The organism is Saccharothrix hoggarensis, from assembly GCF_042678885.1.
Lineage (GTDB): Bacteria > Actinomycetota > Actinomycetes > Mycobacteriales > Pseudonocardiaceae > Actinosynnema > Actinosynnema hoggarensis.
Map to the genome: position 1 here is coordinate 1 of NZ_JBHTLK010000095.1, position 20,585 is coordinate 20,585.

The 20,585-nt window shown below is 72.8% G+C and carries 27 protein-coding genes; 17 read left to right on the forward strand and 10 right to left on the reverse strand.

Going from position 1 to position 20,585, the window contains the following annotated elements; all coding sequences use genetic code 11:
• From ACFQ3T_RS18810 to ACFQ3T_RS18830, 5 genes are all read left to right on the forward strand, one after another.
• The coding region (locus tag ACFQ3T_RS18810; RefSeq protein ID WP_380724599.1) for a P1 family peptidase at positions 1 to 245 on the forward strand (245 nt) is incomplete at its 5' end.
• Positions 246 to 306: 61 nt separating this feature from the next.
• Positions 307 to 876: a DUF2231 domain-containing protein gene (locus tag ACFQ3T_RS18815; protein WP_380724600.1), complete on the forward strand. Its 570-nt coding sequence runs from the start codon at positions 307 to 309 to the stop codon at positions 874 to 876.
• A gap of 51 nt (positions 877 to 927) precedes the next feature.
• Positions 928 to 1,383: a Mov34/MPN/PAD-1 family protein gene (locus tag ACFQ3T_RS18820; RefSeq protein WP_380724601.1), complete on the forward strand. Its 456-nt coding sequence runs from the start codon at positions 928 to 930 to the stop codon at positions 1,381 to 1,383.
• Between the two features lie 55 nt (positions 1,384 to 1,438).
• Positions 1,439 to 1,711 carry a MoaD/ThiS family protein gene (locus tag ACFQ3T_RS18825; RefSeq protein WP_106615251.1) on the forward strand — a complete coding sequence of 91 codons (273 nt, stop codon included), beginning with the start codon at positions 1,439 to 1,441 and terminating at the stop codon, positions 1,709 to 1,711.
• Positions 1,712 to 1,730: 19 nt separating this feature from the next.
• Positions 1,731 to 2,681 (forward strand): PLP-dependent cysteine synthase family protein, encoded by a 951-nt coding sequence (locus tag ACFQ3T_RS18830; RefSeq protein WP_380724602.1) that lies wholly within the window; start codon positions 1,731 to 1,733, stop codon positions 2,679 to 2,681.
• A gap of 69 nt (positions 2,682 to 2,750) precedes the next feature.
• On the opposite strand, the gene ACFQ3T_RS18835 is transcribed toward ACFQ3T_RS18830, so the two are convergent.
• Positions 2,751 to 4,061, reverse strand: coding sequence for an extracellular catalytic domain type 1 short-chain-length polyhydroxyalkanoate depolymerase (locus ACFQ3T_RS18835; protein ID WP_380724603.1), 1,311 nt, complete (start codon positions 4,059 to 4,061; stop codon positions 2,751 to 2,753).
• The gene (locus tag ACFQ3T_RS18840; protein ID WP_380724604.1) at positions 4,058 to 4,711 is read right to left on the reverse strand and encodes a polysaccharide deacetylase family protein; all 654 of its coding nucleotides are present in this window, start codon (positions 4,709 to 4,711) and stop codon (positions 4,058 to 4,060) included. The genes ACFQ3T_RS18835 and ACFQ3T_RS18840 overlap by 4 nt, the downstream gene beginning before the upstream one ends.
• Before the next feature lie 396 nt (positions 4,712 to 5,107).
• Between ACFQ3T_RS18840 and ACFQ3T_RS18845 the strand changes: the two genes are divergently transcribed.
• Positions 5,108 to 5,878, forward strand: coding sequence for an MBL fold metallo-hydrolase (locus tag ACFQ3T_RS18845; RefSeq protein WP_380724605.1), 771 nt, complete (start codon positions 5,108 to 5,110; stop codon positions 5,876 to 5,878).
• A 6-nt stretch (positions 5,879 to 5,884) separates the two neighbouring features.
• Here ACFQ3T_RS18845 and ACFQ3T_RS18850 read toward each other — a convergent pair whose 3' ends face one another.
• Entirely contained in the window at positions 5,885 to 6,730 is an 846-nt protein-coding gene (locus ACFQ3T_RS18850; protein WP_380724606.1) for an SMP-30/gluconolactonase/LRE family protein, read from the reverse strand.
• A gap of 89 nt (positions 6,731 to 6,819) precedes the next feature.
• Between ACFQ3T_RS18850 and ACFQ3T_RS18855 the strand changes: the two genes are divergently transcribed.
• From ACFQ3T_RS18855 to ACFQ3T_RS18875, 5 genes are read left to right on the forward strand one after another with little or no spacing between them, the layout of a single operon-like run.
• Entirely contained in the window at positions 6,820 to 7,518 is a 699-nt protein-coding gene (locus ACFQ3T_RS18855) for a rhomboid family intramembrane serine protease (RefSeq protein WP_380724607.1), read from the forward strand.
• Positions 7,515 to 8,318, forward strand: a complete 804-nt coding sequence (gene murI / locus ACFQ3T_RS18860; protein ID WP_380724608.1) for a glutamate racemase — start codon at positions 7,515 to 7,517, stop codon at positions 8,316 to 8,318. Before ACFQ3T_RS18855 ends, murI begins: the two co-directional genes overlap by 4 nt.
• 17 nt (positions 8,319 to 8,335) lie before the next feature.
• Positions 8,336 to 9,148, forward strand: coding sequence for an MBL fold metallo-hydrolase (locus tag ACFQ3T_RS18865; protein WP_380724609.1), 813 nt, complete (start codon positions 8,336 to 8,338; stop codon positions 9,146 to 9,148).
• Positions 9,138 to 9,641 carry a hemerythrin domain-containing protein gene (locus ACFQ3T_RS18870; RefSeq protein WP_380724610.1) on the forward strand — a complete coding sequence of 168 codons (504 nt, stop codon included), beginning with the start codon at positions 9,138 to 9,140 and terminating at the stop codon, positions 9,639 to 9,641. The genes ACFQ3T_RS18865 and ACFQ3T_RS18870 overlap by 11 nt, the downstream gene beginning before the upstream one ends.
• Positions 9,642 to 9,651: 10 nt before the next feature.
• Positions 9,652 to 10,047 (forward strand): OsmC family protein, encoded by a 396-nt coding sequence (locus ACFQ3T_RS18875; RefSeq protein ID WP_380724611.1) that lies wholly within the window; start codon positions 9,652 to 9,654, stop codon positions 10,045 to 10,047.
• Between the two features lie 21 nt (positions 10,048 to 10,068).
• Here the strand turns inward: ACFQ3T_RS18875 and ACFQ3T_RS18880 are convergent, their stop codons facing one another.
• The gene (locus ACFQ3T_RS18880) at positions 10,069 to 10,587 is read right to left on the reverse strand and encodes a DUF2231 domain-containing protein (RefSeq protein WP_380724612.1); all 519 of its coding nucleotides are present in this window, start codon (positions 10,585 to 10,587) and stop codon (positions 10,069 to 10,071) included.
• Between the two features lie 54 nt (positions 10,588 to 10,641).
• Between ACFQ3T_RS18880 and rph the strand changes: the two genes are divergently transcribed.
• A complete protein-coding gene (gene rph / locus ACFQ3T_RS18885) occupies positions 10,642 to 11,406 on the forward strand; it encodes a ribonuclease PH (protein ID WP_380724613.1) in 765 nt (254 codons plus the stop codon).
• Positions 11,403 to 12,008, forward strand: a complete 606-nt coding sequence (gene rdgB, locus ACFQ3T_RS18890) for an RdgB/HAM1 family non-canonical purine NTP pyrophosphatase (protein ID WP_380724614.1) — start codon at positions 11,403 to 11,405, stop codon at positions 12,006 to 12,008. Before rph ends, rdgB begins: the two co-directional genes overlap by 4 nt.
• Before the next feature lie 50 nt (positions 12,009 to 12,058).
• Here rdgB and bcp read toward each other — a convergent pair whose 3' ends face one another.
• The 3 genes from bcp to ACFQ3T_RS18905 all read right to left on the reverse strand — a co-directional run bounded on the left by bcp (position 12,059) and on the right by ACFQ3T_RS18905 (position 14,472).
• Positions 12,059 to 12,532, reverse strand: coding sequence for a thioredoxin-dependent thiol peroxidase (gene bcp / locus ACFQ3T_RS18895; RefSeq protein ID WP_380724615.1), 474 nt, complete (start codon positions 12,530 to 12,532; stop codon positions 12,059 to 12,061).
• A gap of 33 nt (positions 12,533 to 12,565) precedes the next feature.
• Positions 12,566 to 13,096, reverse strand: a complete 531-nt coding sequence (locus ACFQ3T_RS18900; protein ID WP_380724616.1) for a hypothetical protein — start codon at positions 13,094 to 13,096, stop codon at positions 12,566 to 12,568.
• A gap of 332 nt (positions 13,097 to 13,428) precedes the next feature.
• Entirely contained in the window at positions 13,429 to 14,472 is a 1,044-nt protein-coding gene (locus tag ACFQ3T_RS18905) for an LLM class flavin-dependent oxidoreductase (RefSeq protein ID WP_380724617.1), read from the reverse strand.
• Between the two features lie 98 nt (positions 14,473 to 14,570).
• Here ACFQ3T_RS18905 and ACFQ3T_RS18910 point away from each other — a divergent pair, with 98 nt between their 5' ends.
• On the forward strand, positions 14,571 to 15,608 hold the full coding sequence (locus ACFQ3T_RS18910; protein WP_380724618.1) for an FAD-dependent oxidoreductase: 1,038 nt from the start codon (positions 14,571 to 14,573) through the stop codon (positions 15,606 to 15,608).
• Here ACFQ3T_RS18910 and ACFQ3T_RS18915 read toward each other — a convergent pair.
• Positions 15,574 to 16,857, reverse strand: a complete 1,284-nt coding sequence (locus ACFQ3T_RS18915) for a styrene monooxygenase/indole monooxygenase family protein (RefSeq protein WP_380724619.1) — start codon at positions 16,855 to 16,857, stop codon at positions 15,574 to 15,576. The genes ACFQ3T_RS18910 and ACFQ3T_RS18915 overlap by 35 nt on opposite strands.
• A gap of 107 nt (positions 16,858 to 16,964) precedes the next feature.
• Here ACFQ3T_RS18915 and ACFQ3T_RS18920 point away from each other — a divergent pair, with 107 nt between their 5' ends.
• Positions 16,965 to 18,038 (forward strand): sensor histidine kinase, encoded by a 1,074-nt coding sequence (locus ACFQ3T_RS18920; protein ID WP_380724620.1) that lies wholly within the window; start codon positions 16,965 to 16,967, stop codon positions 18,036 to 18,038.
• On the forward strand, positions 18,029 to 18,667 hold the full coding sequence (locus tag ACFQ3T_RS18925; protein WP_380724621.1) for a response regulator transcription factor: 639 nt from the start codon (positions 18,029 to 18,031) through the stop codon (positions 18,665 to 18,667). The genes ACFQ3T_RS18920 and ACFQ3T_RS18925 overlap by 10 nt, the downstream gene beginning before the upstream one ends.
• A 12-nt stretch (positions 18,668 to 18,679) precedes the next feature.
• Here ACFQ3T_RS18925 and ACFQ3T_RS18930 read toward each other — a convergent pair whose 3' ends face one another.
• Together ACFQ3T_RS18930 and ACFQ3T_RS18935 are read right to left on the reverse strand one after the other, a co-directional pair.
• On the reverse strand, positions 18,680 to 19,312 hold the full coding sequence (locus tag ACFQ3T_RS18930) for a DedA family protein (RefSeq protein WP_380724622.1): 633 nt from the start codon (positions 19,310 to 19,312) through the stop codon (positions 18,680 to 18,682).
• A gap of 117 nt (positions 19,313 to 19,429) precedes the next feature.
• A complete protein-coding gene (locus ACFQ3T_RS18935) occupies positions 19,430 to 19,870 on the reverse strand; it encodes an SRPBCC family protein (protein WP_380724623.1) in 441 nt (146 codons plus the stop codon).
• 23 nt (positions 19,871 to 19,893) lie between these two features.
• Here ACFQ3T_RS18935 and ACFQ3T_RS18940 point away from each other — a divergent pair, with 23 nt between their 5' ends.
• Positions 19,894 to 20,445 (forward strand): TetR/AcrR family transcriptional regulator, encoded by a 552-nt coding sequence (locus tag ACFQ3T_RS18940; protein ID WP_380724624.1) that lies wholly within the window; start codon positions 19,894 to 19,896, stop codon positions 20,443 to 20,445.
• Positions 20,446 to 20,585 lie beyond the last annotated feature (140 nt).

Sequence of the window (20,585 nt, forward strand, 5' to 3'; positions counted from 1 at the left end):
ACGTGCCGGCGGCGCTGGCGGTCGTGGGGGAGACGGCGGTGGGGCTCGTCGTGGTGGACGCCGAGCTGGGGCCGGCCGAGTGCCGCAGGGTCGCGATGTCGGCGCACGACGGGTTCGCCCGGGCCGGGGTGACGGCGCCCGCGACCGTGTTCGCGGTGGCCACCGGCGTGGCGACGGGCACTCCGCTGAACGACCTGTGCACGGCCGCGGCCGACGCCCTCCAACTCGCGGTCGACGTCGCCTGAACCCGCTCGGAACGGCCCGACCGGGCGCGTGTAGCGGCCGTCCGGTGGGTACCCCGTGGCCATGTCGGGTGTGCAGAAGGCGTTCAGGTGGGTGCGGACCAGTCCGGCGCTGGACAAGGCGGCCGGCGCGTTGGCCGAGGCGGTGCCGGCGGCGCTGCGCCGCCGTGAGGTGACCGAGCTGCTGCGCGCCAGGGCGTTGGGCCGGCCGGTGCACCCGGCCGTCGTGGCGCTGCCGATCGGGCTGTACGCGGCGTCGGCGGCGCTCGACCTGATGCCCGGCGGCAACCGGGCGGCGCGGACCCTGATCGGGGCGGGCCTCGCGATGGCGCCCGCGTCCCTGGCGACCGAACTGGCCGAGTACGGGACGTTGGGCGAGAAGGAGCGGCGCACGGCGTTCGTGCAGCTGACGGCGAACGCGGCGGCCACCGTGTGCTACCTCACGTCGTTCCGGCTGCGCGGGCACGGCTTCGGCGTGGTGGCCAGGGCGGTCTCGGCGCTCGGGCTCGCGGCCCTCGGCGCGGGCGGCCTGCTGGGCGTTCCGCCGACCAGGGCGACCACCGCCGCGGCCTCCCCGACGGCCGTCCCGTCGACCCCCTCGACGGCTCCGGAGGGCGTCCGCGGACCGGTGTAGTGCGGGTTCTCACACGGCGGGACACCTTCCCCCACCACGTAGGATGAAGGCGTGCTGGTGATTCGCCGTGACCTCGTGGACGCGATGGTGGAGCATGCCCGTCGCGACCACCCGGACGAGGCATGCGGGATCATCGCGGGCCCCGAGGGCTCGGACCGCCCGGAGCGGTTCGTCGCGATGGACAACGCCGAGCGCTCGCCCACCTTCTACCGCTTCGACTCGGGCGAGCAGCTCCGGGTGTGGCGCGAGATGGACCGCAACGACGAGGCGCCGGTCGTCATCTACCACTCGCACACCGCGACCGAGGCGTACCCGTCCCGCACGGACGTCTCCTACGCCAGCGAGCCGGACGCGCACTACGTCCTCGTCTCCACCCGGGACCCGGAGCAGCACGAGCTGCGCTCCTACCGGATCGTGGACGGCGTGGTGACCGAAGAACCGGTCGAGGTCGTGGAGTCGTACATGTTCGCCCACACCGGCGCCGACGACACGCCCGACTGTCCCTGAGCCAGGTCTTCGCCGCCACACCCTCACCACAACCCGGTTCCTCGGAGGTTCCAGCATGGCCGTCACCGTCTCCATCCCCACGATCCTGCGCACCCACACCGGTGGGCAGAAGTCCGTCGAGGCCGCGGGCGCGACGCTCGCCGAGGTCATCGACGACTTGGAGACCAACCACGGTGGCCTGAAGCAGCGCCTGGTCAAGGAGGGCGCGCTCCACCGGTTCGTCAACGTCTACGTCAACGACGAGGACGTGCGGTTCGCGGGCGGCCTCGAAGCCGCCGTCAAGGACGGCGACACCGTGACGATCCTCCCGGCCGTCGCCGGCGGCTGATCGATCCCGGAGGATCATCGTGGCGCGGTACGAGTCACTGCTCGACGCCGTCGGCGGCACGCCCCTGGTGGGGCTGCCCCGGCTGTCGCCGTCGAAGGACGTGCGGCTGTGGGCGAAGCTGGAGGACCGCAACCCGACCGGCTCGATCAAGGACCGCCCGGTCCTGATGATGATCGAGGAGGCCGAGCGGAGCGGGGTGCTCACCCCAGGCTGCACGATCCTGGAACCGACGTCCGGCAACACCGGCATCGCGCTCGCCATGGCCGCCAAGCTCAAGGGCTACGGCCTGGTGTGCGTGATGCCGGAGAACACGTCCACCGAGCGCAGGCAGCTGCTCCAGGCCTACGGCGCGCGGATCGTGTTCTCGCCGGCGGCGGGTGGCTCGAACCAGGCCGTGGCGCTGGCCAAGGAGCTGTCCGCGCAGAACCCGGACTGGGTGATGCTGTACCAGTACGGCAACCCGGCGAACCCCGGCGCGCACTACCACGGCACCGGGCCGGAGATCCTGAAGGACCTGCCGACGATCACGCACTTCGTCGCGGGCCTCGGCACCACCGGCACCCTCGTCGGCGTCGGCCGGTACCTGCGCGAGCACAAGCCGGACGTGCAGGTCATCGCGGCCGAGCCGCGGTACGGCGAGCTGGTGTACGGCCTGCGCAACCTCGACGAGGGCTTCGTGCCCGAGCTGTACGACGCCGAGGTGCTGACCGGCCGCTACTCGGTGGGCTCGTACGACGCGCTGCGCCGGACCCGGCAGCTGCTGGAGGTGGAGGGCATCTTCGCGGGCATCTCCACCGGCGCGATCCTGCACGCGGCGCTGGCCGCGGCGGAGAAGGCGGTGGCGCGCGGCGAGTCGGCGGACGTGGCGTTCGTGGTCGCCGACGCGGGGTGGAAGTACCTGTCCACCGGCGCGTACGCGGGGACGTTGGACGAGGCCGCGGAACGGCTCGACGGCCACCTCTGGGCGTGACGCCCGAGCCCGAGGACTTGGTGTGCGAGGAGAAGGGCCCCGCTCCGGTGCGGGGCCCTTCTCCTCATCTCAGCCGATCGCGCACGCGGCTCCGTTGAGCGTGAACGAGGTCGGCTTGTCGGTGTTGCCCCCGTGCGTCGCCTGGAACCCGATGCCGACGGACTGGCCGGGGTTGATGGCGGCGTTGTAGGAGGCGTTCCGCGCCGTGACCGCACCGCTGGTGGGCGAGTACGTGGCGTTCCACCCGCTGGTGATGGTCTGCCCGCCGGGCAGGGTGAACGCGAGCTGCCAGCCGTTGACGGCGCCGGCGCCCGTGTTGGCGATGGTGACGCTCGCCGTCAGCCCCGTGTTCCACGAGTTGACGGCGTACGTGACCTTGCACCCGCCGGTCGGGGGAGGGGTCGTGGTGGTCGTCGTCGTGCTGGTGGTCGTGGTCGTGGTCGTCGTAGTGGTGGTGGTCGTGCTGGTGCCGCCGTTCTGGTCGAGCCCGAAGAACTGGATGGCGCGCAACGCCATGCCCGGGCCGAGCAGGTTGTGGCCGGTGCCCTGCATGGAGATGGCCTCGACCTTGGTGCCGTAACGGGTGCGCGTCCAGCCGGCCTGCGGGCTGTCGGTGGACGTCGGCGTCGTGGACAGGCCGTGCACGTTGGTCCACTGGTCGATCTGCTCGCCGAAGTTCGGGTACCGCAGGGTGTCGTCCGCGGTGCCGTGCCACGTCTGCATGCGCGGACGGGCCCCGGTGTAGCCGGGGTACGCGGCGCGGGCGATGTCACCCCACTCCTGCGGCGTCTTGAGCACCTGGCCGTTGGCGCACGCGCTGTTCCAGCCCGAGCCGTCCGTCGTGGCGAAGCAGCCCGCGGGCACGCCCGCGAACGCCGCGCCGGCGGCGAACACGTCCGGGTAGTTGGCCAGCATGACGTTCGTGGTCATCGCGCCGGACGAGACGCCGGTGACGAAAACCCTCGCGGTGTCGCCGTTGTAGCGCTGCAGGACGTACCGGACCATGGACATCAGCCCGACCGGGTCGCTGCCGCCGTCGCGCCGCAGCGCCTGCGGGCTGGACACGTCGAAGCAGTTGCCGCTGCGGGTCGCCGACGGGTAGATCACGATGAACCCGTGCTGGTCGGCCAGCCGGGCGAACTCCGTGCCCGAGTGCAGCGCCGGGCCGGAACCCGTGCAGTAGTGCACCGCCAGCAGCACCGGCGGCCTCGCCTGGGTGCGGTCCGGCACGTACAGGTGCATGCGCAGGTTGCTCGGGTTCGTGCCGAAGCTCGTCACCTCGGTCAGCGTGGCCGCCGAGGCCTGCGGTGCGGCCACCGAGGCCAGCACGAACGCCGCCACCGCGGCCAGGGCGGTCAGGGCCGCGCCGAGGACCTTCACGGCGCCACCGCCCGTCCGGTGCTGTCGATGCGGCCGGCGCACAGGCCCCGTGCCTGGAGGTTGCGGACGATCTGCGGCACGGCGTTCACCGTGGACTGGTAGCCGTCGTGCATCAGCACGACGCCGCCCGCGTTCGCCGCCGACGCGGCGCGCACGATGGCGTCCGTCGAGGCGTTGGCCCAGTCCCGCGTGTCGACCGACCAGAGGACCTGCGCCATGCCGAGCCGGCGCGCCTCCGACTGCACGGTGTGGTTCGTGTCGCCGTACGGCGGGCGGAAGAGCGTCGGCGACTGGCCGGTCGCGTTCCGGATCGCGGTGGAGGTGGTGGACAGCTCCCTGGTCAGGTCGGCCGCGCTGAGCCGGGTCAGGTACGGGTGCGACCAGGAGTGGTTGCCCACCCACATGCCCGCCGCGGTGGTGGCGCGGGCCAGGTCCGGGTACTGCTGGACCTTGGAGCCCAAGTCGAAGAACGTCGCCCGCGCGCCGACCGAGTTCAGCGCGGACAGGAGCTGACGGGTGAACTGCGGGCTCGGCCCGTCGTCGAAGGTCAGCGCCACGTACCCGGTGCACGCGGCCGCGGCCCGCGGTGCGGCGGGAGCGGCGGACGCGACGTTCGCGGGAAGCAGCGGTGCGGCGAAGAGCAGAGCCACGGCCAGAAGGGTTCTCAAGACCATCCCTCCTCCTTGAGGATCACGGCGTGAGTTGCCGTCACTATGTGTCACCCCTTCGCTGCGGACAATGAGTTTCGTGAAAGTTGCGAGTCTCAAATGGCGTGTTGAGCTGCGGCAACAGGTTATGCGTCCGTTTGGCGGCAGGGGTCCGTCGGTGAAACTTTCGGTCCGAACGCCGTCGTCGCCGGCCGGGTGCCCGCACGTCGCCGCGCACTGCGCTTCGGTCTCCGATGCAATTGCCGGGAATACGCGGAGGAGCATTCCGTTAAGTCCCGTTGAGACATTCGAGTGAACTATCGGATATTCATATCGGATCGCTTGTCACGCATGGTCGTCCGCATTTTTGCCGACTGCCCGGCTGCTATCGTTCCGGCCATGCAATTGACGGTCCTCGGGTGTTCGGGCAGTGCGCCGGGGCCTGATCAGCCCACCTCCGGCTACCTGGTCGAAGCGGGCGGCGTGCGGATCGCGATGGAACTCGGCAGCGGCGTCTTCGGCCGCCTGATGCGGCACTGCGACCCGTTCGACCTCGACGCCGTGCTGTTGTCGCACCTGCACCTCGACCACTGCGCGGACTTCAGTTCCCTCACCGTCTACCGGCGCGAGCACCCGGCGCCGCCGTACGACGTCACCGAGCGCCGCCTGCCGGTGTTCGCGCCGGCGCACGCGCCGTCCCGCCTGGCCGCCGCGCACGCCGCGAGCCAGGCCGAACTCGCCACCACCGACCTGACCGACACGTTCGACTTCGTGCCGCTGGCGCCCGGCCGCTACGAGGTGGGCCCGGTGGAGGTCGAGGTCGCGGCCATGCGGCACATCTGCGAGTCGTACGGCTTCCGCATCTCGCACGGCGGCGTGTCGCTGGTGTTCTCCGGCGACACGGTGCCGTGCCCGGAGCTGGTGCGGCTGGCGCGCGGCGCGGACCTGCTGCTGGCCGACTCGGCGTGGCGGGCCCAGGCGGGTCGGGCCAACTACCTGCACATGAGCGGGCGGGAGGCGGGCGAGGTCGCGGCGGCCGCGGGGGTGCGGCGGCTCGTGCTCACCCACCTGCTGCCGTGGAGCGACCACGCCGGCGTGCTCGCGGACGCGGTCGAGGCCTTCCCCGGCCCGGTCACCCTCGCCGCGCCCGGAGCGGTTCACACCCTGTGACGGCGGTCAGCCCGCGAACGCCGTGGACGGCAGGCCCTCGCCCACGCCCGGCAGCACCAGCACGGAACCCGCCTGCTCGGTCAGCGCGTCGCCGTCGAGCCCGACGCGCGCCGTCGTCACGTACAGGTCGGTGAAGTCCGGCCCGCCGAAGCAGCACGCCGTCGGCTGCGCCACCGGCAGTTCGACCTCCGCGTCCAGCCCGCCGTCCGGGCGGTACCGGTGCACGGCCGCCCCGCCCCACAGCGCCACCCAGATCGCGCCGGACGAGTCCACGGTGAGCCCGTCGGGCAGGCCCCGCCGGACGTCCGCGAGGGGACGGCGGTTCGTCGCCTCGCCGGAGTCGCGGTCGTAGTCGAGGACGTCGATCCGGCGCTCCGCCGAGTCCACGTAGTACATGAGCGTGCCGTCGGGGCTCCAGCCGATGCCGTTGCTGACGCTCACCTTGTCCAGCACGACCTTCGCGTCGCCGTTGGGCTCGACGCGCGCCAGCCAGCCCTCCGGGCCCTCGTCGTACCGCATGGTGCCCGCCCACAACCGGCCCGCCGGGTCGACCGCGGCGTCGTTGCCCCGCACGCCGTCCCGCGCCCAGTAGACGAGCCACGTCTTGGCGCCGTCCCGGTCGACCAGGGCCACGCCGTCGCGCAGGTTCAGCACCAGCCCGCCGCGGGTCCGGGGCTTGGCCGCGCCGACGTGCTGCGGCACTTCGAGGACGGCGTCGTCGCCCTGCGACGGGTTGTACCGGTGCACCTCGTTGCCGAGGACGTCCACCCAGAGCAGCGTTCCGCTGGCGTGGTCCCACGTGGGGGCCTCACCCAGCACCGCTTTGGCCCGCACCGCCACTTCGATCGACACCGGGACAGCCTACGGTCACCGGTCCCGCCTGCCCGCCGAATGGACGCAAGTCCCCGCTGGCAGCCCTGATCGGCGGGTAGCCTGGCCACGTGGACCCCACCGGCCCCTCCGGCACACCGGCGCCACCGCCGGTGTTCCCCGCGCCAACGCCCGCCGCGGCGCGACGCCCGGCCAAGCCGCTGTCGAAGCGGGTCGTGCCGCCGCGCCCCGTGCTGTCGGCCGTGGTCGTGCTCGCCTTCGTCGGTCTGCTGTACGTGGTCGAGGCGGTGGACACCGTCCTCGGCGGCCGGCTGGACGACGACGGCGTGCTCCCGCGCGACTTCTCCCAGTGGGACAACCTCCTCTGGTTCCCGTTCCTGCACGGCGACTGGGGCCACCTCACCAGCAACGCGGTGCCGCTGCTCGTCCTCGGCTACCTCGCCACGTCCGGCGGGATCAAGCAGTTCCTCCAGGTCACCGCGGTCATCTGGCTCACCAGCGGCCTCGGCGTCTGGATCTTCGGCTCGTACGGCAGCCACATCGGCGCGTCCGGCCTCGTGTTCGGCTTCCTGGTGTTCCTGCTGGTGCGCGGCATCTTCGCGCGCAGCGTCCTGCAGATCGCCCTGGCCGTGGTCGTGTTCGCCGTGTACGGCGCGGCGCTGTGGGGCGTGCTGCCGGGCCAGCCCGGCATCTCCTGGGAGGGCCACCTGTTCGGCGCGCTCGGCGGCGTGCTGGCCGCGTGGGGCGTCGCGCGGGACGCCAGGCGCGCGGCCCGGACCGCGGGGGCCCGGACTACGCTCGACGCGTGACCGTCACCGCCGATTCCCCCATCGGGATCTTCGACTCCGGGGTCGGCGGGCTGACCGTCGCCCGCGCGATCATGGACCAGTTGCCCGGCGAGCGGATCAGGTACGTCGGCGACACGGCGAACTGCCCGTACGGCCCGCTGCCCATCGCGCAGGCCCGCGAGTTCGCCCTCGAAGTGACCGACCGGCTCGTCGCGGACGGCGCGAAGCTGCTCGTGATCGCCTGCAACACGGCCTCGGCCGCGTGCCTGCGCGACGCCCGCGAGCGCTACGACATCCCGGTCGTCGAGGTCGTGCTGCCCGCCGTGCGCCGCGCCGTCGCCACGACCCGCACGGGCAAGGTCGGCGTCATCGGGACGGTCGGCACCGTCGCGTCCCGCGCGTACCAGGACGCCTTCGCCGCCGCGCCCGACATCGAGGTCACCGCGGTCGCGTGCCCCCGGTTCGTGGACTTCGTGGAGCGCGGCACCACGTCCGGCCGCCAGGTGCTCGGCATGGCCCAGGCGTACCTGGAACCGTTGCAGCGCGCGGAGGTCGACACCCTCGTCCTCGGCTGCACGCACTACCCGTTGCTGACCGGAGTCCTCCAGATCGTGATGGGCGACGGCGTGACGCTCGTCTCCAGCGCGGAGGAGACGGTCAAGGACGTCGTGCGGGTGCTCACCGAACTGGACCTGTTCCGCGACGGCGACGGCGCCCCCGACCAGCGGTTCGGCTCCACGGGGCCGGTGGAGCCGTTCAGCAGGCTGGCGCGCCGGTTCCTGCCCGGGTTGGCCACCGCGTCCTTCCACGCCCACGGCTGACCTGGCACGCTCCACGGGTGTTGTTGACCATCCTCGGCTGCTCGGGCAGCCTGCCGGGACCGCACGGGCCCGCCTCCGGCTACCTCGTCGAGGCGGAGGGCTGCCGGCTCGCGATCGAACTGGGCAGCGGGGCGCTGGCCGCGCTCCAGAACCACGTCGACCCGTTCGCCCTGGACGGCCTGCTGTTCTCCCACCTGCACCCGGACCACTGCGGCGACTTCACCACGCTCACCGTGATGCGCCGCTACCACACGCACCCGCCGTACGACACGCGCGAGCACCGGCTGCCGGTGCACGGGCCGGTCGAGTCCGCCGACCGGTTCGCCCGCGCCTACGCGGAGTCGGCCGACGAACTGCTCACCACCGACCTGTCCGACGTGTTCGAGTTCCACCCCCTCGCCGACGGCGCGGTGACGCGCGTCGGTCCGTTCGAGATCACCGCCGTGCGGGTGGACCACCCGACCGAGGCGTACGGGTTTCGCGTCGCCACGCCCACGGCGACGTTGGCCTACACCGGCGACACCGGGCCGTGCGACGCGTTGCACACCCTGGCGCACGGCGTGGACGTGCTGCTGGCCGAGGCGACGTGGACGCACGCCGACGACCGGCCGCCCGGCAAGCACCTGTCGGGCGTGCAGGCGGGCCGGTTGGCGGCGAATGCCGGCGTCGGGCGGCTGCTGCTCACGCACGTGGCGCCGTGGACCGACCGGGACGCCGTGCTGGCCGAGGCGCGCGGCGAGTTCGCCGGGCCGGTCGAACTCGTGCGCCAGGGCGAGGCGTACGCGGTTGACGCGCCGGCGGTCCGGGTAATCGGCGGCCATGGCAACTGACGTCGTCGAGCTGATCCTGGCCGACCACCGCAGGTTCGAGGAACTGTTCCGCGCGCTGCGCGACCGCGAGTCCGACCGGTCGACGCTGCTGTCCGAGCTGGCCGCGCTGCTCGTCGCGCACGCCGAGGCCGAGGAGTCCGAGGTCTACCCGGCGCTCAAGCGGTACAAGGAGGTCGACGACGAGGAGGTCGACCACGGCGCGGAGGAGCACGCCGAGGGCCACCAGGCGCTCCTGGCGCTGATGGAGGTCGCCGACACCGCCTCCGAGGAGTGGGAGAGCAAGCTGGAGGAGCTGGTCCAGGCGCTCAACCACCACGTGGACGAGGAGGAGCGCACGATCCTCAACGACGCGCGGCAGCAGGTGTCCGACGAGCGCCGCGCCGAGCTGGGCCGGCTGTTCACCGACATCCGGCAGGACCGGCTGGACGACAACTGCGGTGACCTGGCTTACGTGCGCAGGATCGCGAAGGCCACGGAGGACCGGATCGACTAACGTCGGAGGCGTGTCGAACGTCGAGGTCCGCCGGGTCGGTCAGCACGATTTCGTCGCCACGAACGACCGGGGCGCCTCCGTGCGCGTCGGCCGCAAGGGCGCCGAGGGCGCGTTCACCCCGGTCGAGCTGCTGCTGGCGGCGGCGGCCGGGTGCGCGGTCGTGACGGCGGAGACGCTGATCACCCGCCGCGTCGGCGAGGGCTTGGTGGCGCGCGCCGACGACGTGCGGCCCGAGGGCGCGCACGAGCTGGACGCCGTGCCGGTCACCCTCGACTACGACGTCTCCGCGCTGGACGACGAGCAGCGGGCCGCGCTGGAGGCAGCGGTGCGCCGGGCGATCGACCAGCTGTGCACGGTGAGCCGCACGCTCGCCAAGGCGCCGCCCACCCCGCTGGTCCTGCCCTAACCCAGCCCCGCTGGTCGGGTCCTAGCTGGTGCCGACCCCGTCCCAGACGGCGGTCGACCCGCTGTGCCCGATGCGGACCGTCTGCACGGTCGTCGCCGCGCCCGCCGCGATCACCAGCACGGCCACCACCACGGAGATCCGCCGCCACGTCCGGGGCACGGCCGTGTCGTCCGCCGCCGCGGTCCGCTCGCGGTCCGCGAGACGGCCCGCCACCAGCATCGCCACCACGACCACGCCGAAGCCCAGCGCGAACGGCAGCAGGTCGTTGCCCAGCTCGGCGTGCCGCCGGATCAGCGGGTTGCCGAGCGCGGCGAGCCGGGCGTACAGCTGGTCGCCCGACCACTGGGCCACCGGGACCGAGCCGACGCCGAGCAGCGTGATGCCCAGCAGGGGCCACGCGTACCGCTGCCGCCAGCGCGGCACCACGGCCAGCGCGGCGGCGCCGGCGGCCGACAGGGGCAGCAGCACCACCACCGCGTGGACCAGCAACGGGTGCGCCGGGAGACCGAAGATCGTCACCAGGTCGTCTGCGAGTGCCATGCCTCTCCCTACGCCGGTGGGCTGCTCCCGGGTTCAGCGACATAGGGTAGTGCCGTGCTGAGGACCGATGGCAGGAACGACGACGTACTGCGCGACATCCGGATCACCCGCGGCTTCCAGCAGTGGCCGGCGGGGTCGGTGCTGATCGAGTTCGGCAACACGCGCGTGCTGTGCGCGGCGAGCGTGACGGAGGGCGTGCCGCGGTGGCGGGCGGGGTCCGGCCTCGGCTGGGTGACCGCCGAGTACGCGATGTTGCCGTCGGCGACGCACACGCGCAGCGACCGCGAGTCCGTCAAGGGCCGGATCGGCGGTCGCACGCACGAGATCAGCCGCCTGATCGGGCGGTCCCTGCGGGCGTGCATCGACCTGGCCGCGCTCGGCGAGAACACCATCGTGATCGACTGCGACGTGATCCAGGCCGACGGCGGCACCCGGACCGCCGCCATCACCGGCGCGTACGTGGCCCTGGCCGACGCCGTCACCTGGTTGGGCGCGGCGGGCCGGCTGGCCGACCCGCAGCCGCTGTCGTGCGCCGTGTCGGCCGTGTCCGTGGGCGTGGTCGACGGCCGGGTGCGCCTCGACCTGCCGTACGAGGAGGACTCGCGCGCCGAGGTCGACATGAACGTGGTGGCGACCGACGCCGGCACGTTGATCGAGGTGCAGGGGACGGGCGAGGGCGCCACGTTCGCCCGGTCGACGTTGGACAAGATGCTCGACCTGGCCCTCGCCGGGTGCGCCGAGCTGAACCGCGTGCAGGCCGAGGCGCTGGCCCTGCCGTACCCCGGCGTGCTGCCGGAGCCGAGGGGGAAGAAGAAGTGAAGCTGCTCCTCGCGTCCCGGAACAAGAAGAAGCTCGGCGAGCTGCGCCGCATCCTGCTGGCCGAGGGCGTGGCCGGCGTCGAGGTGCTCGGGCTGGACGACGTGCCGCCGTTCCCGGAGGCCCCGGAGACCGATCCGACGTTCGAGGGCAACGCCCTGGCCAAGGCGCGCGACGCGTTCAACGCGACCGGGCTGCCGTCCGTGGCGGACGACTCGGGCATCGCGATCGACGCCCTCAACGGCATGCCCGGCGTGCTGTCGGCCCGCTGGTCGGGCGTCCACGGCAACGACCTGGCCAACACCGAGCTCGTGCTCGGCCAGCTGCGCGACGTGCCGGACGAGCGGCGTGGCGCGGCGTTCGTGTGCACGGCGGCGTTCGTGGCCGGGCCGGGCGTGGAGACCGTCGTGCGCGGCGAGTGGCGGGGCACGATCACCCGCGAGCCGAAGGGCGAGAACGGCTTCGGCTACGACCCGATCTTCCGGCCCGAGGGCCACGAGGTCACGTCCGCCGAGCTGTCACCGGAGGAGAAGGACAAGCTCTCCCACCGGGGCCGCGCCCTGCGCCTCCTCCTGCCGCACCTGCGCGAGCTGGCCCAGCGGTAGCGACGGCGTCCTCCCCGGGCCCGACGGCTCGGGGAGGACGGACCGCCTGGTCAGGCGGGCAGTTCGCGCAGCAGCTTGGCCACGTGACCCGTGGCGCGGACGTTGTACATCGCCTTGGCGACCTTGCCCTCGGGGTCGACCAGCAACGTCGAGCGGATCACGCCCATGACGGTCTTGCCGTAGTTCTGCTTCTCCCCGAACGCGCCCCACTCGGCGAGCACCTTGCGGTCCACGTCGGACAGCAGGGGGAAGTTGATGCCCTCCGCCGCGGCGAACTTGGCCAGCTTCTCCGGCTTGTCCGGCGAGATGCCGACGACCTCGTAGCCCGACGACGCGAGGTCGCCGATGCTGTCGCGGAAGTCGCACGCCTGCTTGGTGCAGCCCGGCGTGCCCGCCGCCGGGTAGAAGTAGACGACCACGGAGCGGCCGAGGTAGTCGGAAAGCGAGACGGGCTTGCCCTCGCTGTCGGGCAGCGTGAACGCCGGGGCCTGGTCGCCCGGCGACAGGCGCTTCTGCTCGGTCATGGCCCCAGACGCTACCCACAGCGGGGTGCGGGGTCAGGCGACACCCTCGAACGTCGCGCTCGGCTCCTGGTTGGCACCGTTCGGCTCGACCACGAGCCGGAGCATCACCGGGTCGGCGGGCACGGCGAACGCCATCGTGAGCACGGTCTCGCCACCCGGCGCGACCTCGGTCACCGCGGCCGTGATCCCGTTGAGGCCCTGGACGGAGTCGCGGACCTCGGCGACGGGCCGGCCGTCGACCAGGGCCCGCACGGCGAGCTGGCTGGTGCGGTAGGGCGTGGTGGCGCCGTTCACGATGGTCAGCGTGAACACCGCGGTGCGCGGCGCCTGCGGGAACGACGTGTCGCTCGGCTTGAGCGACGTGGGCGGCGAGACGGTGACGGCCATGCCGTTGGACCACACCCGCTGCGTGCCGAACGCGGTGGACGTCGACGCGGACGGCGCGTCGGCGCCTCGCTCGGCCACCGCGGACGGGGCCGTGGGCGTGGAAATGTCGGAGGGGTCCGCACATCCCGCCATTGCCAGGCCGAGGCACACGCCGACGGCCAGTCTGGCGAACTTCACGAACCTCCCCTTCCCGCCCCGGCGGTGGGCTTGACTGCGACTAGCCACCACCATGACGGTGTCGGGGGGTGCTCGGTGACCGATACAGGGGCTTGATTCGCACCTGGTGCCTGCCTGTGGCCAACCCGTGATGACGCGTAGCCGCCCGGGTGGGCCGCGCCACACCCGGCGACGTCACCAGGCGGGGTCACGCCGGGCGGCGGTTCACCCGCCGACCTCCACGCGGGACGTCGGCGGGATCGTGCCTCGGACGGGTGAACCGCCCGGAAGTTGGAGAGCGCGTCGGGGGGCGTGCGCGCTCGTACTGATCATCGCGCTCCGCTCCCGAACCGCTACACCTCAGCGTCAGTCTTCACCCGTTCGGACGAATCCATGAGGGTGGTGCGGCCCGCGAGTTCGGCCAGGAAGTCGTAAGACCGGAGCCGGTCGGCCTGGTCGGCCACCATCGACGTCACCATCAGCTCGTCGGCCCGCGTGTCCTCCAGCAGCCGCTCCAGGCGGGCCCCGACGGTCTCCGGCGAGCCGATGACCTCCGACGCGAGCCGGTCCTCGAAGATCAGCCGCTCCATCTCGGTGTACGGGTAGGCGGCGGCCTCCTCGGCGGTGACCAGCGGGTCGTTGCGGCCGCCGCGCAGCCGCACGTACGCGAGGCCGCCGGGACCGGCGATCCAGCGGGCCCGCTCGTCGGTGTCCGCCACGATCACCGACGCGCAGACCAGCGCGTACGGCTCCCGGAGGCGTTCGGAGGGCTGGAACCGCTCGCGGTACAGGGCGAGCGCGGCCAGCGTGTTGTCCCCGCTGAAGTGGTGCGCGAACGCGAACGGCAGCCCGAGCAGGCCGGCGACCTGGGCGCTGTAGCCGCTCGACCCGAGCAGGAACACGTCCGGCCGGTTGCCCTCGGCCGGCATCGCGTTCAGCTCCTCGGTGCCGTTGAAGTAGCCGATCAGCTCGGTGAGCTGCTGCGGGAAGTCGTCCACCGACAGCGGGCCGGTGGCGCGGCGCAACGCCCGCGCGGTGCGCTGGTCGGTGCCGGGCGCCCGCCCGATGCCGAGGTCGATGCGGTCGGGGTGCAGCGCGGCCAGCGTGCCGAACTGCTCCGCCACCACGAGCGGCGGGTGGTTGGGCAGCATCACGCCGCCGGAGCCGACCCGGAGCGTGGTGGTGGCGTCGGCGATGTGGCCGATCAGGATCGCGGGGGAGGAGCTGGCGATGCCGGGCATGTTGTGGTGCTCGGCCAGCCAGAACCGGGTGAAGCCGAGCCGTTCCACGTGCTGGGCCAGCTCGCGCGAGCGGGCGAGGGCCGTGCGGGAGTCCGTCACCGAGGTGACCTGGGCGAGGTCGAGGACGGACAGCGGGACGTCGCGGAGTCGGCTCATGCCGGTAGCAACGCGGACGGGCGCCGATGCCTTCCTGGTGTGACGGTCCCGACGATCAGGGCGGGAAGGCCGGAGGTGGCGCGCGCGTTGATCGCGGTATGGACGTGGTGGTCATCGGGGCAGGTCAGGCGGGCTTGTCCGCGGCCTACTTCCTCAGCCGGGCGAACCTCGACCACGTCGTGCTGGACGCCGGCGACGGTCCGGGCGGCGCGTGGCGGCACCGCTGGCCGACCTTGCGGATGGCCACCGTCCACGGCATCCACGACCTGCCGGGCATGCCGTTCGCCGAGCCGGACCCGACCGCGCCCGCGAACGAGGTGCTGCCCGCCTACTTCGCCGACTTCGAGCGCCGCAACGGCATCGCGGTGGAACGCCCGGTGCGCGTGCGCGCCGTCCGGGACGTCGGCGGCCTGCTGCGCGTCGAGACCGACCGGGGCGCCTGGGAGGCGCACGCCCTGGTCAACGCCACCGGCACGTGGACGCGGCCGTTCTGGCCCCGCTACCCGGGTCAGGAGCTGTTCGGCGGCCGCCAGTTGCACTCGTCGCAGTACCGCGGTCCGGAGGAGTTCGCCGGGCAGCACGTCGTCGTGGTCGGCGGCGGCACGTCGGCCGTCCAGCAGCTGCTGGAGATCGCGGAGCACGCCACCACGACGTGGGCGACGCGCCGCGAGCCGGAGTTCTCCGACGAGCCGTTCACGCCGGAGGTGGGCCGGGCCGCGGTCGCGAAGGTGGAGGAACGCGTCCGCGAGGGCCTGCCGCCCCGCAGCGTGGTCAGCGTGACCGGCCTGAGCCTCACCCCGCCCGTCCGCGCGGCCCTGCGGACCGGCGTGCTCGACCGCAGGCCGGTGTTCGAGCGGATCACCGAGGACGGCGTGGTGTGGCCCGACGGCCGGCACGAGCGCGTCGACGCGATCCTCTGGGCGACGGGCTTCCGCGCCGCCCTCGACCACCTCGCACCGCTGCGCCTGCGCGCGCCCGGCGGCGGCATCCGGCTCGACGGCACCAGGGTCGTTGCCGACCCGCGCGTCCACCTCGTCGGCTACGGCCCGTCCGCCAGCACGGTCGGCGCGACGCGGGCGGGCCGTGCGGCGGCGAGGGAGATCAGGTCGTCGCTGTCCCGCCGACAGGCCGCCTGAACAGCTTCTGCGAGAGCAGCCCGGCGCCGACGCCGAGCTTGTACCGCAGCACGTCGAGCCGGCCGACGTCGCGCCGCGCCAGGAACTCCCGCGTGGCCGTCTCCTCGAAGAACCACGGGAACAGCGAGGACGGGTCGTTGAACCCCTCCCACAGCTGCTCGGCGATGTCCTCTCGGCGTGACGCGGCCAGCATGACCTCCTTCTGCGCGTCGGTCAGCGGCGCGAGCAAGCCGTTGGAGAAGTCGCTGGCGTAGTGCCCGCGCTCCCACCACCGGTCGAACCGCTCGGTCAGCCACGACGCGGTGAACGGCCCGCCGTGCCGGGTCAGCTCGTCGGCGAAGAACCGGGCCATCCGGGTGGCGTTGTTCGCGCCCTGCCCGGCCAGCGGGTCGTTCAGCACGACGGCGTCGCCGAGGCCGAGGACGTGCCGGCCGGACGGCAGCACGCCGACCGGTTTGCGCACCACCGGCGTGATCTCGCCCTTGATCCACGTCACGGGGCTGGTCGGGCGCGCGGGCCGCAGGAACGCCGACTCGTGCGGCAGCAGCTCGTCCACGATGCCCTTGAGCACGTCCAGGCCCTCGTCGGCCGAGGTCACGTCGCCGAACCGGTCCGCCTTGCCGCCCGGCGCGACCTCGACCACGATGCTGCGCGACTCGCCGGCGTCCTTGTCGTGGAAGGGAATCCAGAACACCTCGATCGTGCCCGGCAGGAACGAGAACACGCCTTCCCGGTGCTCGGGCCGGGCCGCCAGGTCGTACCCGTGCACGTTGATCATGAACAGCTTGCGCTGCGGCGCGGTGTGCACCGACCGCGCGTCGTCCCGCTCGAACAGGCCCCGCAGCGACTTGTGCCCCGCCGTGACGACCACCAGGTCGTGCGACGCGGCCAGCCGGTCGAGGTCGTCGAGGCCCACCGTGCCGATCACCACCTCGGCGCCGCGGGCTTCGACTTCCCGCAGGCCGGAGGAGAACTTCAACCGCTGGTCGACGGCCAGCGCGGGCTTGCGCAGGGGCGCGTCGACCGAGAACGCCACCGCGCCGTCGTCTGTGAACAGGTCGAGGTGGATGCGGCGCATCCGGGACGCCTCGGGCCAGAAGTCCAGCCCCAGCTCGGCCTCGTATTCGACCTGGTCGCCGAAGAGGCAGGCGGTGGGCCTGCCCCGGTCGCCCAAGTGGTCCTCCGGCGTCCGGTCGGAGTAGAGCGACACCCGCCAACCGGCGCGCAACAGCGCCGCCGACAACACCACACCCGCTTGACCTGCGCCAACGACCGCGATTCTGCCCACGCACTGATCCTTGGCAAACAGGGGCGCGCAAGCCAATAGCACAAACGGGTTCGGCTAGCCTCGACCGGGTGCACAGGGGGTTGCGCGTGGTCGTCGGGCTGGTGCTCGGCTGCGCGTCGGCGTTGCTGGATTTGCTCGTCGTGGTGTTCGCCCGCCGGGCCGCCGTCGCGGTCGCCGGGCTCGAACGGCGGCGGCTGCGGGCGTTCCTCGGGGTGGACAGCGCGGAGCCGACGCGGGCGCAGGCCGTGCGGTACCTGGCGGTCCGCGCGCCGGTCGGGCTGTTCGGCGGGTTCGTGCTGGCCTGGCTGTTCTACGGGCTGGCGATGGGCCTCGTGGTGCTGCACCGGCTCGTCACCGGCGGACCCGGCACGGGCCTCGACTGGTCCGACGACTGGACGAACTTCGCGTGGACCGCGCTGGTCGGCGTCGTGCTGCTCTACATCGAGGTGCAGGGCATCATCGGCGTGGTCGCGCTGGAGGGGAAGGTCGCCCGCCGCCGGCTGGGCCCGAGCGAGGCCGAGCGGCTGCGCCTGCGCATCGACGAGCTCGCCGCGAGCCGGGCGGGCATCGTGGCCGCCGTGGACGCCGAGCGCCGCCGCATCGAGCGCGACCTGCACGACGGCGTGCAGCAGCGGCTCGTCGCGCTGGGCATGCTGCTCGGCCGCGCCCGCCGCAACCCCGACCACGCGGACGCGCTGCTCGCCCAGGCGCACGAGGAGTCCCGGCACGTGTTGGAGGACCTGCGCGAGGTCGCCTGGCGGGTGTACCCGGCGGCGCTGGACTCGCTGGGCCTGGCCGACGCGCTGGAGGCGGTGGCCGACCGGTCCGCCATCCCGGTGCGCATCGCCTGCCCGCCGCTGCGCACCGAGCCGCAGGTGGAGACCGCCGTGTACTTCGTGGTGTGCGAGGCGGTGACCAACGCGGCCAAGCACTCGGGTGCGACCATGATCCGCGTGGACATCACCGAGGACGACGGCGCGGTGCGCGTGCGGGTCGCCGACGACGGCGTCGGGGGAGCGGACCCCGCGGGCGGCGGGCTGGCCGGCCTGTCCCGGCGGGTGCTCGCGCTGGACGGCGCGTTCGACGTGGCCAGCCCGCCCGGCGGTCCCACGGTGATCACCGCGGAGGTCCCGTGCGGGTGATCCTGGCCGAGGACTCGACGTTGCTGCGGGAAGGGCTCGTGCGGCTGCTGGTCGAGGAGGGGCACGACGTGCTCGCGGCCGTGGGCGACGCGGAGGCGCTGCTCTCCGCGGTGGCCGCGCACCGGCCGGACGTCGTGGTGACGGACGTGCGGATGCCGCCGACGAACTCCGACGAGGGCTTGAAGGCCGCGTTGGAGATCCGCCGGCGGTTCCCCGAGGTCGGTGTGCTGGTGCTGTCGCAGTACGTGGAGCAGCGCTACGCCGTCGACCTGCTCACCGAGCACGCCGACGGCGTCGGCTACCTGCTGAAGGACCGCGTGGTCGAGGTCGAGGAGTTCCTCGACGCGCTGCGCCGGGTCGGCGAGGGCGACGTCGCGTTCGACCCCGAGGTGGTGCGGCGGCTCCTGGCCCGCACCAGCCACCCGCTGGACGTGCTGACCGAGCGGGAGCGCCAGGTGCTGGCGTTGATGGCCGAGGGCCGCACGAACAACGCCGTCGCGGCCCGGCTGCACGTGTCGCGCAGCGCGGTGGAGAAGCACATCAACTCGATCTTCGACAAGCTCCGGCTGTCCGATGTGGACGGCTACAGCCGGCGTGTGCTGGCGATCCTGCGCTACCTGCGTTCCTGAGCGCTCGACGGGCTAGCGGCGGGCGCGGGAGTCCTCGTCCCGGTCGGACTTCTTCCTGCCGACCCGGGAGACCACGAACCAGCCGAGGGCGAGCACGACGATCCCCAGCACGACCTTCGACACGATCCCCAGGTACTGCTCCACCAGGTGGTAGTTCTCGCCGAGCACGTACCCGGCGAGGATCAGCGCGGAGTTCCAGATCAGGCTGCCCGCGGCCGTGAGCAGCAGGAACCCGGGCAACGGCATGCGCTCCACGCCCGCCGGGATCGAGATCAGGCTGCGGAAGATCGGCACCATGCGGCCGAAGAACACGGTCGCCTTGCCGTGCCGGGCGAACCACTCCTCGGAACGGTCCACATCGGACACCTTGACCAGCGGCATCCGCTGCGCGATCGCCCTGATCCGGTCACGGCCCATCAGCGCGCCGACGTAGTAGAGCACGGTCGCGCCGACGACCGACCCCGTCGTGGTCCACAGGATCGCGGCGACGAGGCTCATCCGGCCCTGGCTCGCGGTGAACCCGGCCAGCGGCAGGAACAGCTCGCTGGGCAGAGGCGGGAACAGGTTCTCCAGCGCGATCGCGATCCCGGCGCCGGGCGCGCCGAGAGCTTCCATCAGGTCGGTGACCCACTTGACGACATCCATGATCCTGAAGTTACGAACGCGCCGCGTCCGCCACCATGAAGCCGACCGCACACCGGGGTGTGGAAAACCCCAGTGCGCCCCCGTGCGGACCCCCGGTCGAGAACCCCGTGCCGAACCTCAGTGTCCGGTCCGCTGCACCGCGTACGCGGCCAACCCCTTGGCGTACCGCGTGATCACGGCTTGGAGCACCAGGCGGTAGAGCCACCCCGTGCCGGGCACCTTCGGCGTGAACGACGAGTGCCAGCGGATGGCGGTCCCGTCGCCGTCCGGCGCGAGGTCGATGAAAGCCTGGTAGTCGCGAATGGCGAGACCCGACAGGAGGACGTAGCCCACCCGCCGGTTCGGCGTCAGCTCGACGACCTCCTCCCTCGTGAGGGCCTTGCGGCCTTTGTTGTGGAATACCCGGATCTCGCCGACCCCACTCGCGTCACCCGCGCGTTCCTGTTCGTGCCGCACCACCGGCGACCACCGCGTCCACGTCGAGCTGTCCGCGGCCAGGCGGTAGACGCGGTCCGGTGGGGCGTCGCTGCGGACGCGCACGTCCACTCTCTGTACCATGTGGTACATGTACCATCCGGTACATGGTGGAACAAGGGTCGCCCCGGGACCGGCTGCTCGCGGCCGTCGTCGCGCACCTCGGGGAGCACGGTCTGGGCGACCTGAGCCTGCGCCGGCTGGCGGACGCCGTCGGCACGAGCCACCGGATGCTCCTGTACCACTTCGGCTCGATGGAGGGCCTGCTCGTCGCGGTCGTGCGGGCGGTCGAGGCGAAGCAGCGGGCGCTGCTGGCGTCCCTGCCGGTGGACGACCCGGCGGAGGCCGCGCGGGCGTTCTGGCGCGTGCTGACCGACCCGGCGCTGCGGGCGCACGAACGCCTGTTCTTCGAGCTGTACGGGCAGGCCGCGCAGGGACGTCCCGGCACGACGGCCCTGCTGGACGGCATCGTCTCCGACTGGATCGAGCCGGTGGCCGCCGTCGAACGGGCGCGCGGGCACCCACCTGACGTCGCCGCCGCCCGCGCCCGCCTCGGCCTGGCCGTCGCACGGGGCCTGCTGCTCGACCTCGTCGCCACCGACGACGTCGCCGGCGTCGACGCGGCAATGGAGGAGTTCATCGCCCTGATGACGCGCTGACCAGGTTGCGCGTGATCGCCTGCACGTGATCAGCCGCGCTGACCCGACCGCGCTGACCCGACCGCGCTGATCCGACCGCGCTGACCCGACCGCGCTGACCCGACCGCGCTGACCCGACCGCGCTGACCCGACCGCGCTGA

What these genes read in the sequence shown, in the direction of transcription:
- ACFQ3T_RS18815 (WP_380724600.1), top strand. Translation starts at nt 307, where the DNA reads ATGTCGGGTGTGCAGAAGGCGTTCAGGTGGGTGCGGACCAGTCCGGCG.
- ACFQ3T_RS18825 (WP_106615251.1), top strand. Translation starts at nt 1,439, where the DNA reads ATGGCCGTCACCGTCTCCATCCCCACGATCCTGCGCACCCACACCGGT.
- ACFQ3T_RS18845 (WP_380724605.1), top strand. Translation starts at nt 5,108, where the DNA reads ATGCAATTGACGGTCCTCGGGTGTTCGGGCAGTGCGCCGGGGCCTGAT.
- ACFQ3T_RS18870 (WP_380724610.1), top strand. Translation starts at nt 9,138, where the DNA reads ATGGCAACTGACGTCGTCGAGCTGATCCTGGCCGACCACCGCAGGTTC.
- ACFQ3T_RS18880 (WP_380724612.1), bottom strand. Translation starts at nt 10,587, where the DNA reads ATGGCACTCGCAGACGACCTGGTGACGATCTTCGGTCTCCCGGCGCAC.
- bcp (WP_380724615.1), bottom strand. Translation starts at nt 12,532, where the DNA reads ATGACCGAGCAGAAGCGCCTGTCGCCGGGCGACCAGGCCCCGGCGTTC.
- ACFQ3T_RS18905 (WP_380724617.1), bottom strand. Translation starts at nt 14,472, where the DNA reads ATGAGCCGACTCCGCGACGTCCCGCTGTCCGTCCTCGACCTCGCCCAG.
- ACFQ3T_RS18910 (WP_380724618.1), top strand. Translation starts at nt 14,571, where the DNA reads ATGGACGTGGTGGTCATCGGGGCAGGTCAGGCGGGCTTGTCCGCGGCC.
- ACFQ3T_RS18930 (WP_380724622.1), bottom strand. Translation starts at nt 19,312, where the DNA reads ATGGATGTCGTCAAGTGGGTCACCGACCTGATGGAAGCTCTCGGCGCG.
- ACFQ3T_RS18935 (WP_380724623.1), bottom strand. Translation starts at nt 19,870, where the DNA reads ATGGTACAGAGAGTGGACGTGCGCGTCCGCAGCGACGCCCCACCGGAC.
- ACFQ3T_RS18940 (WP_380724624.1), top strand. Translation starts at nt 19,894, where the DNA reads ATGGTGGAACAAGGGTCGCCCCGGGACCGGCTGCTCGCGGCCGTCGTC.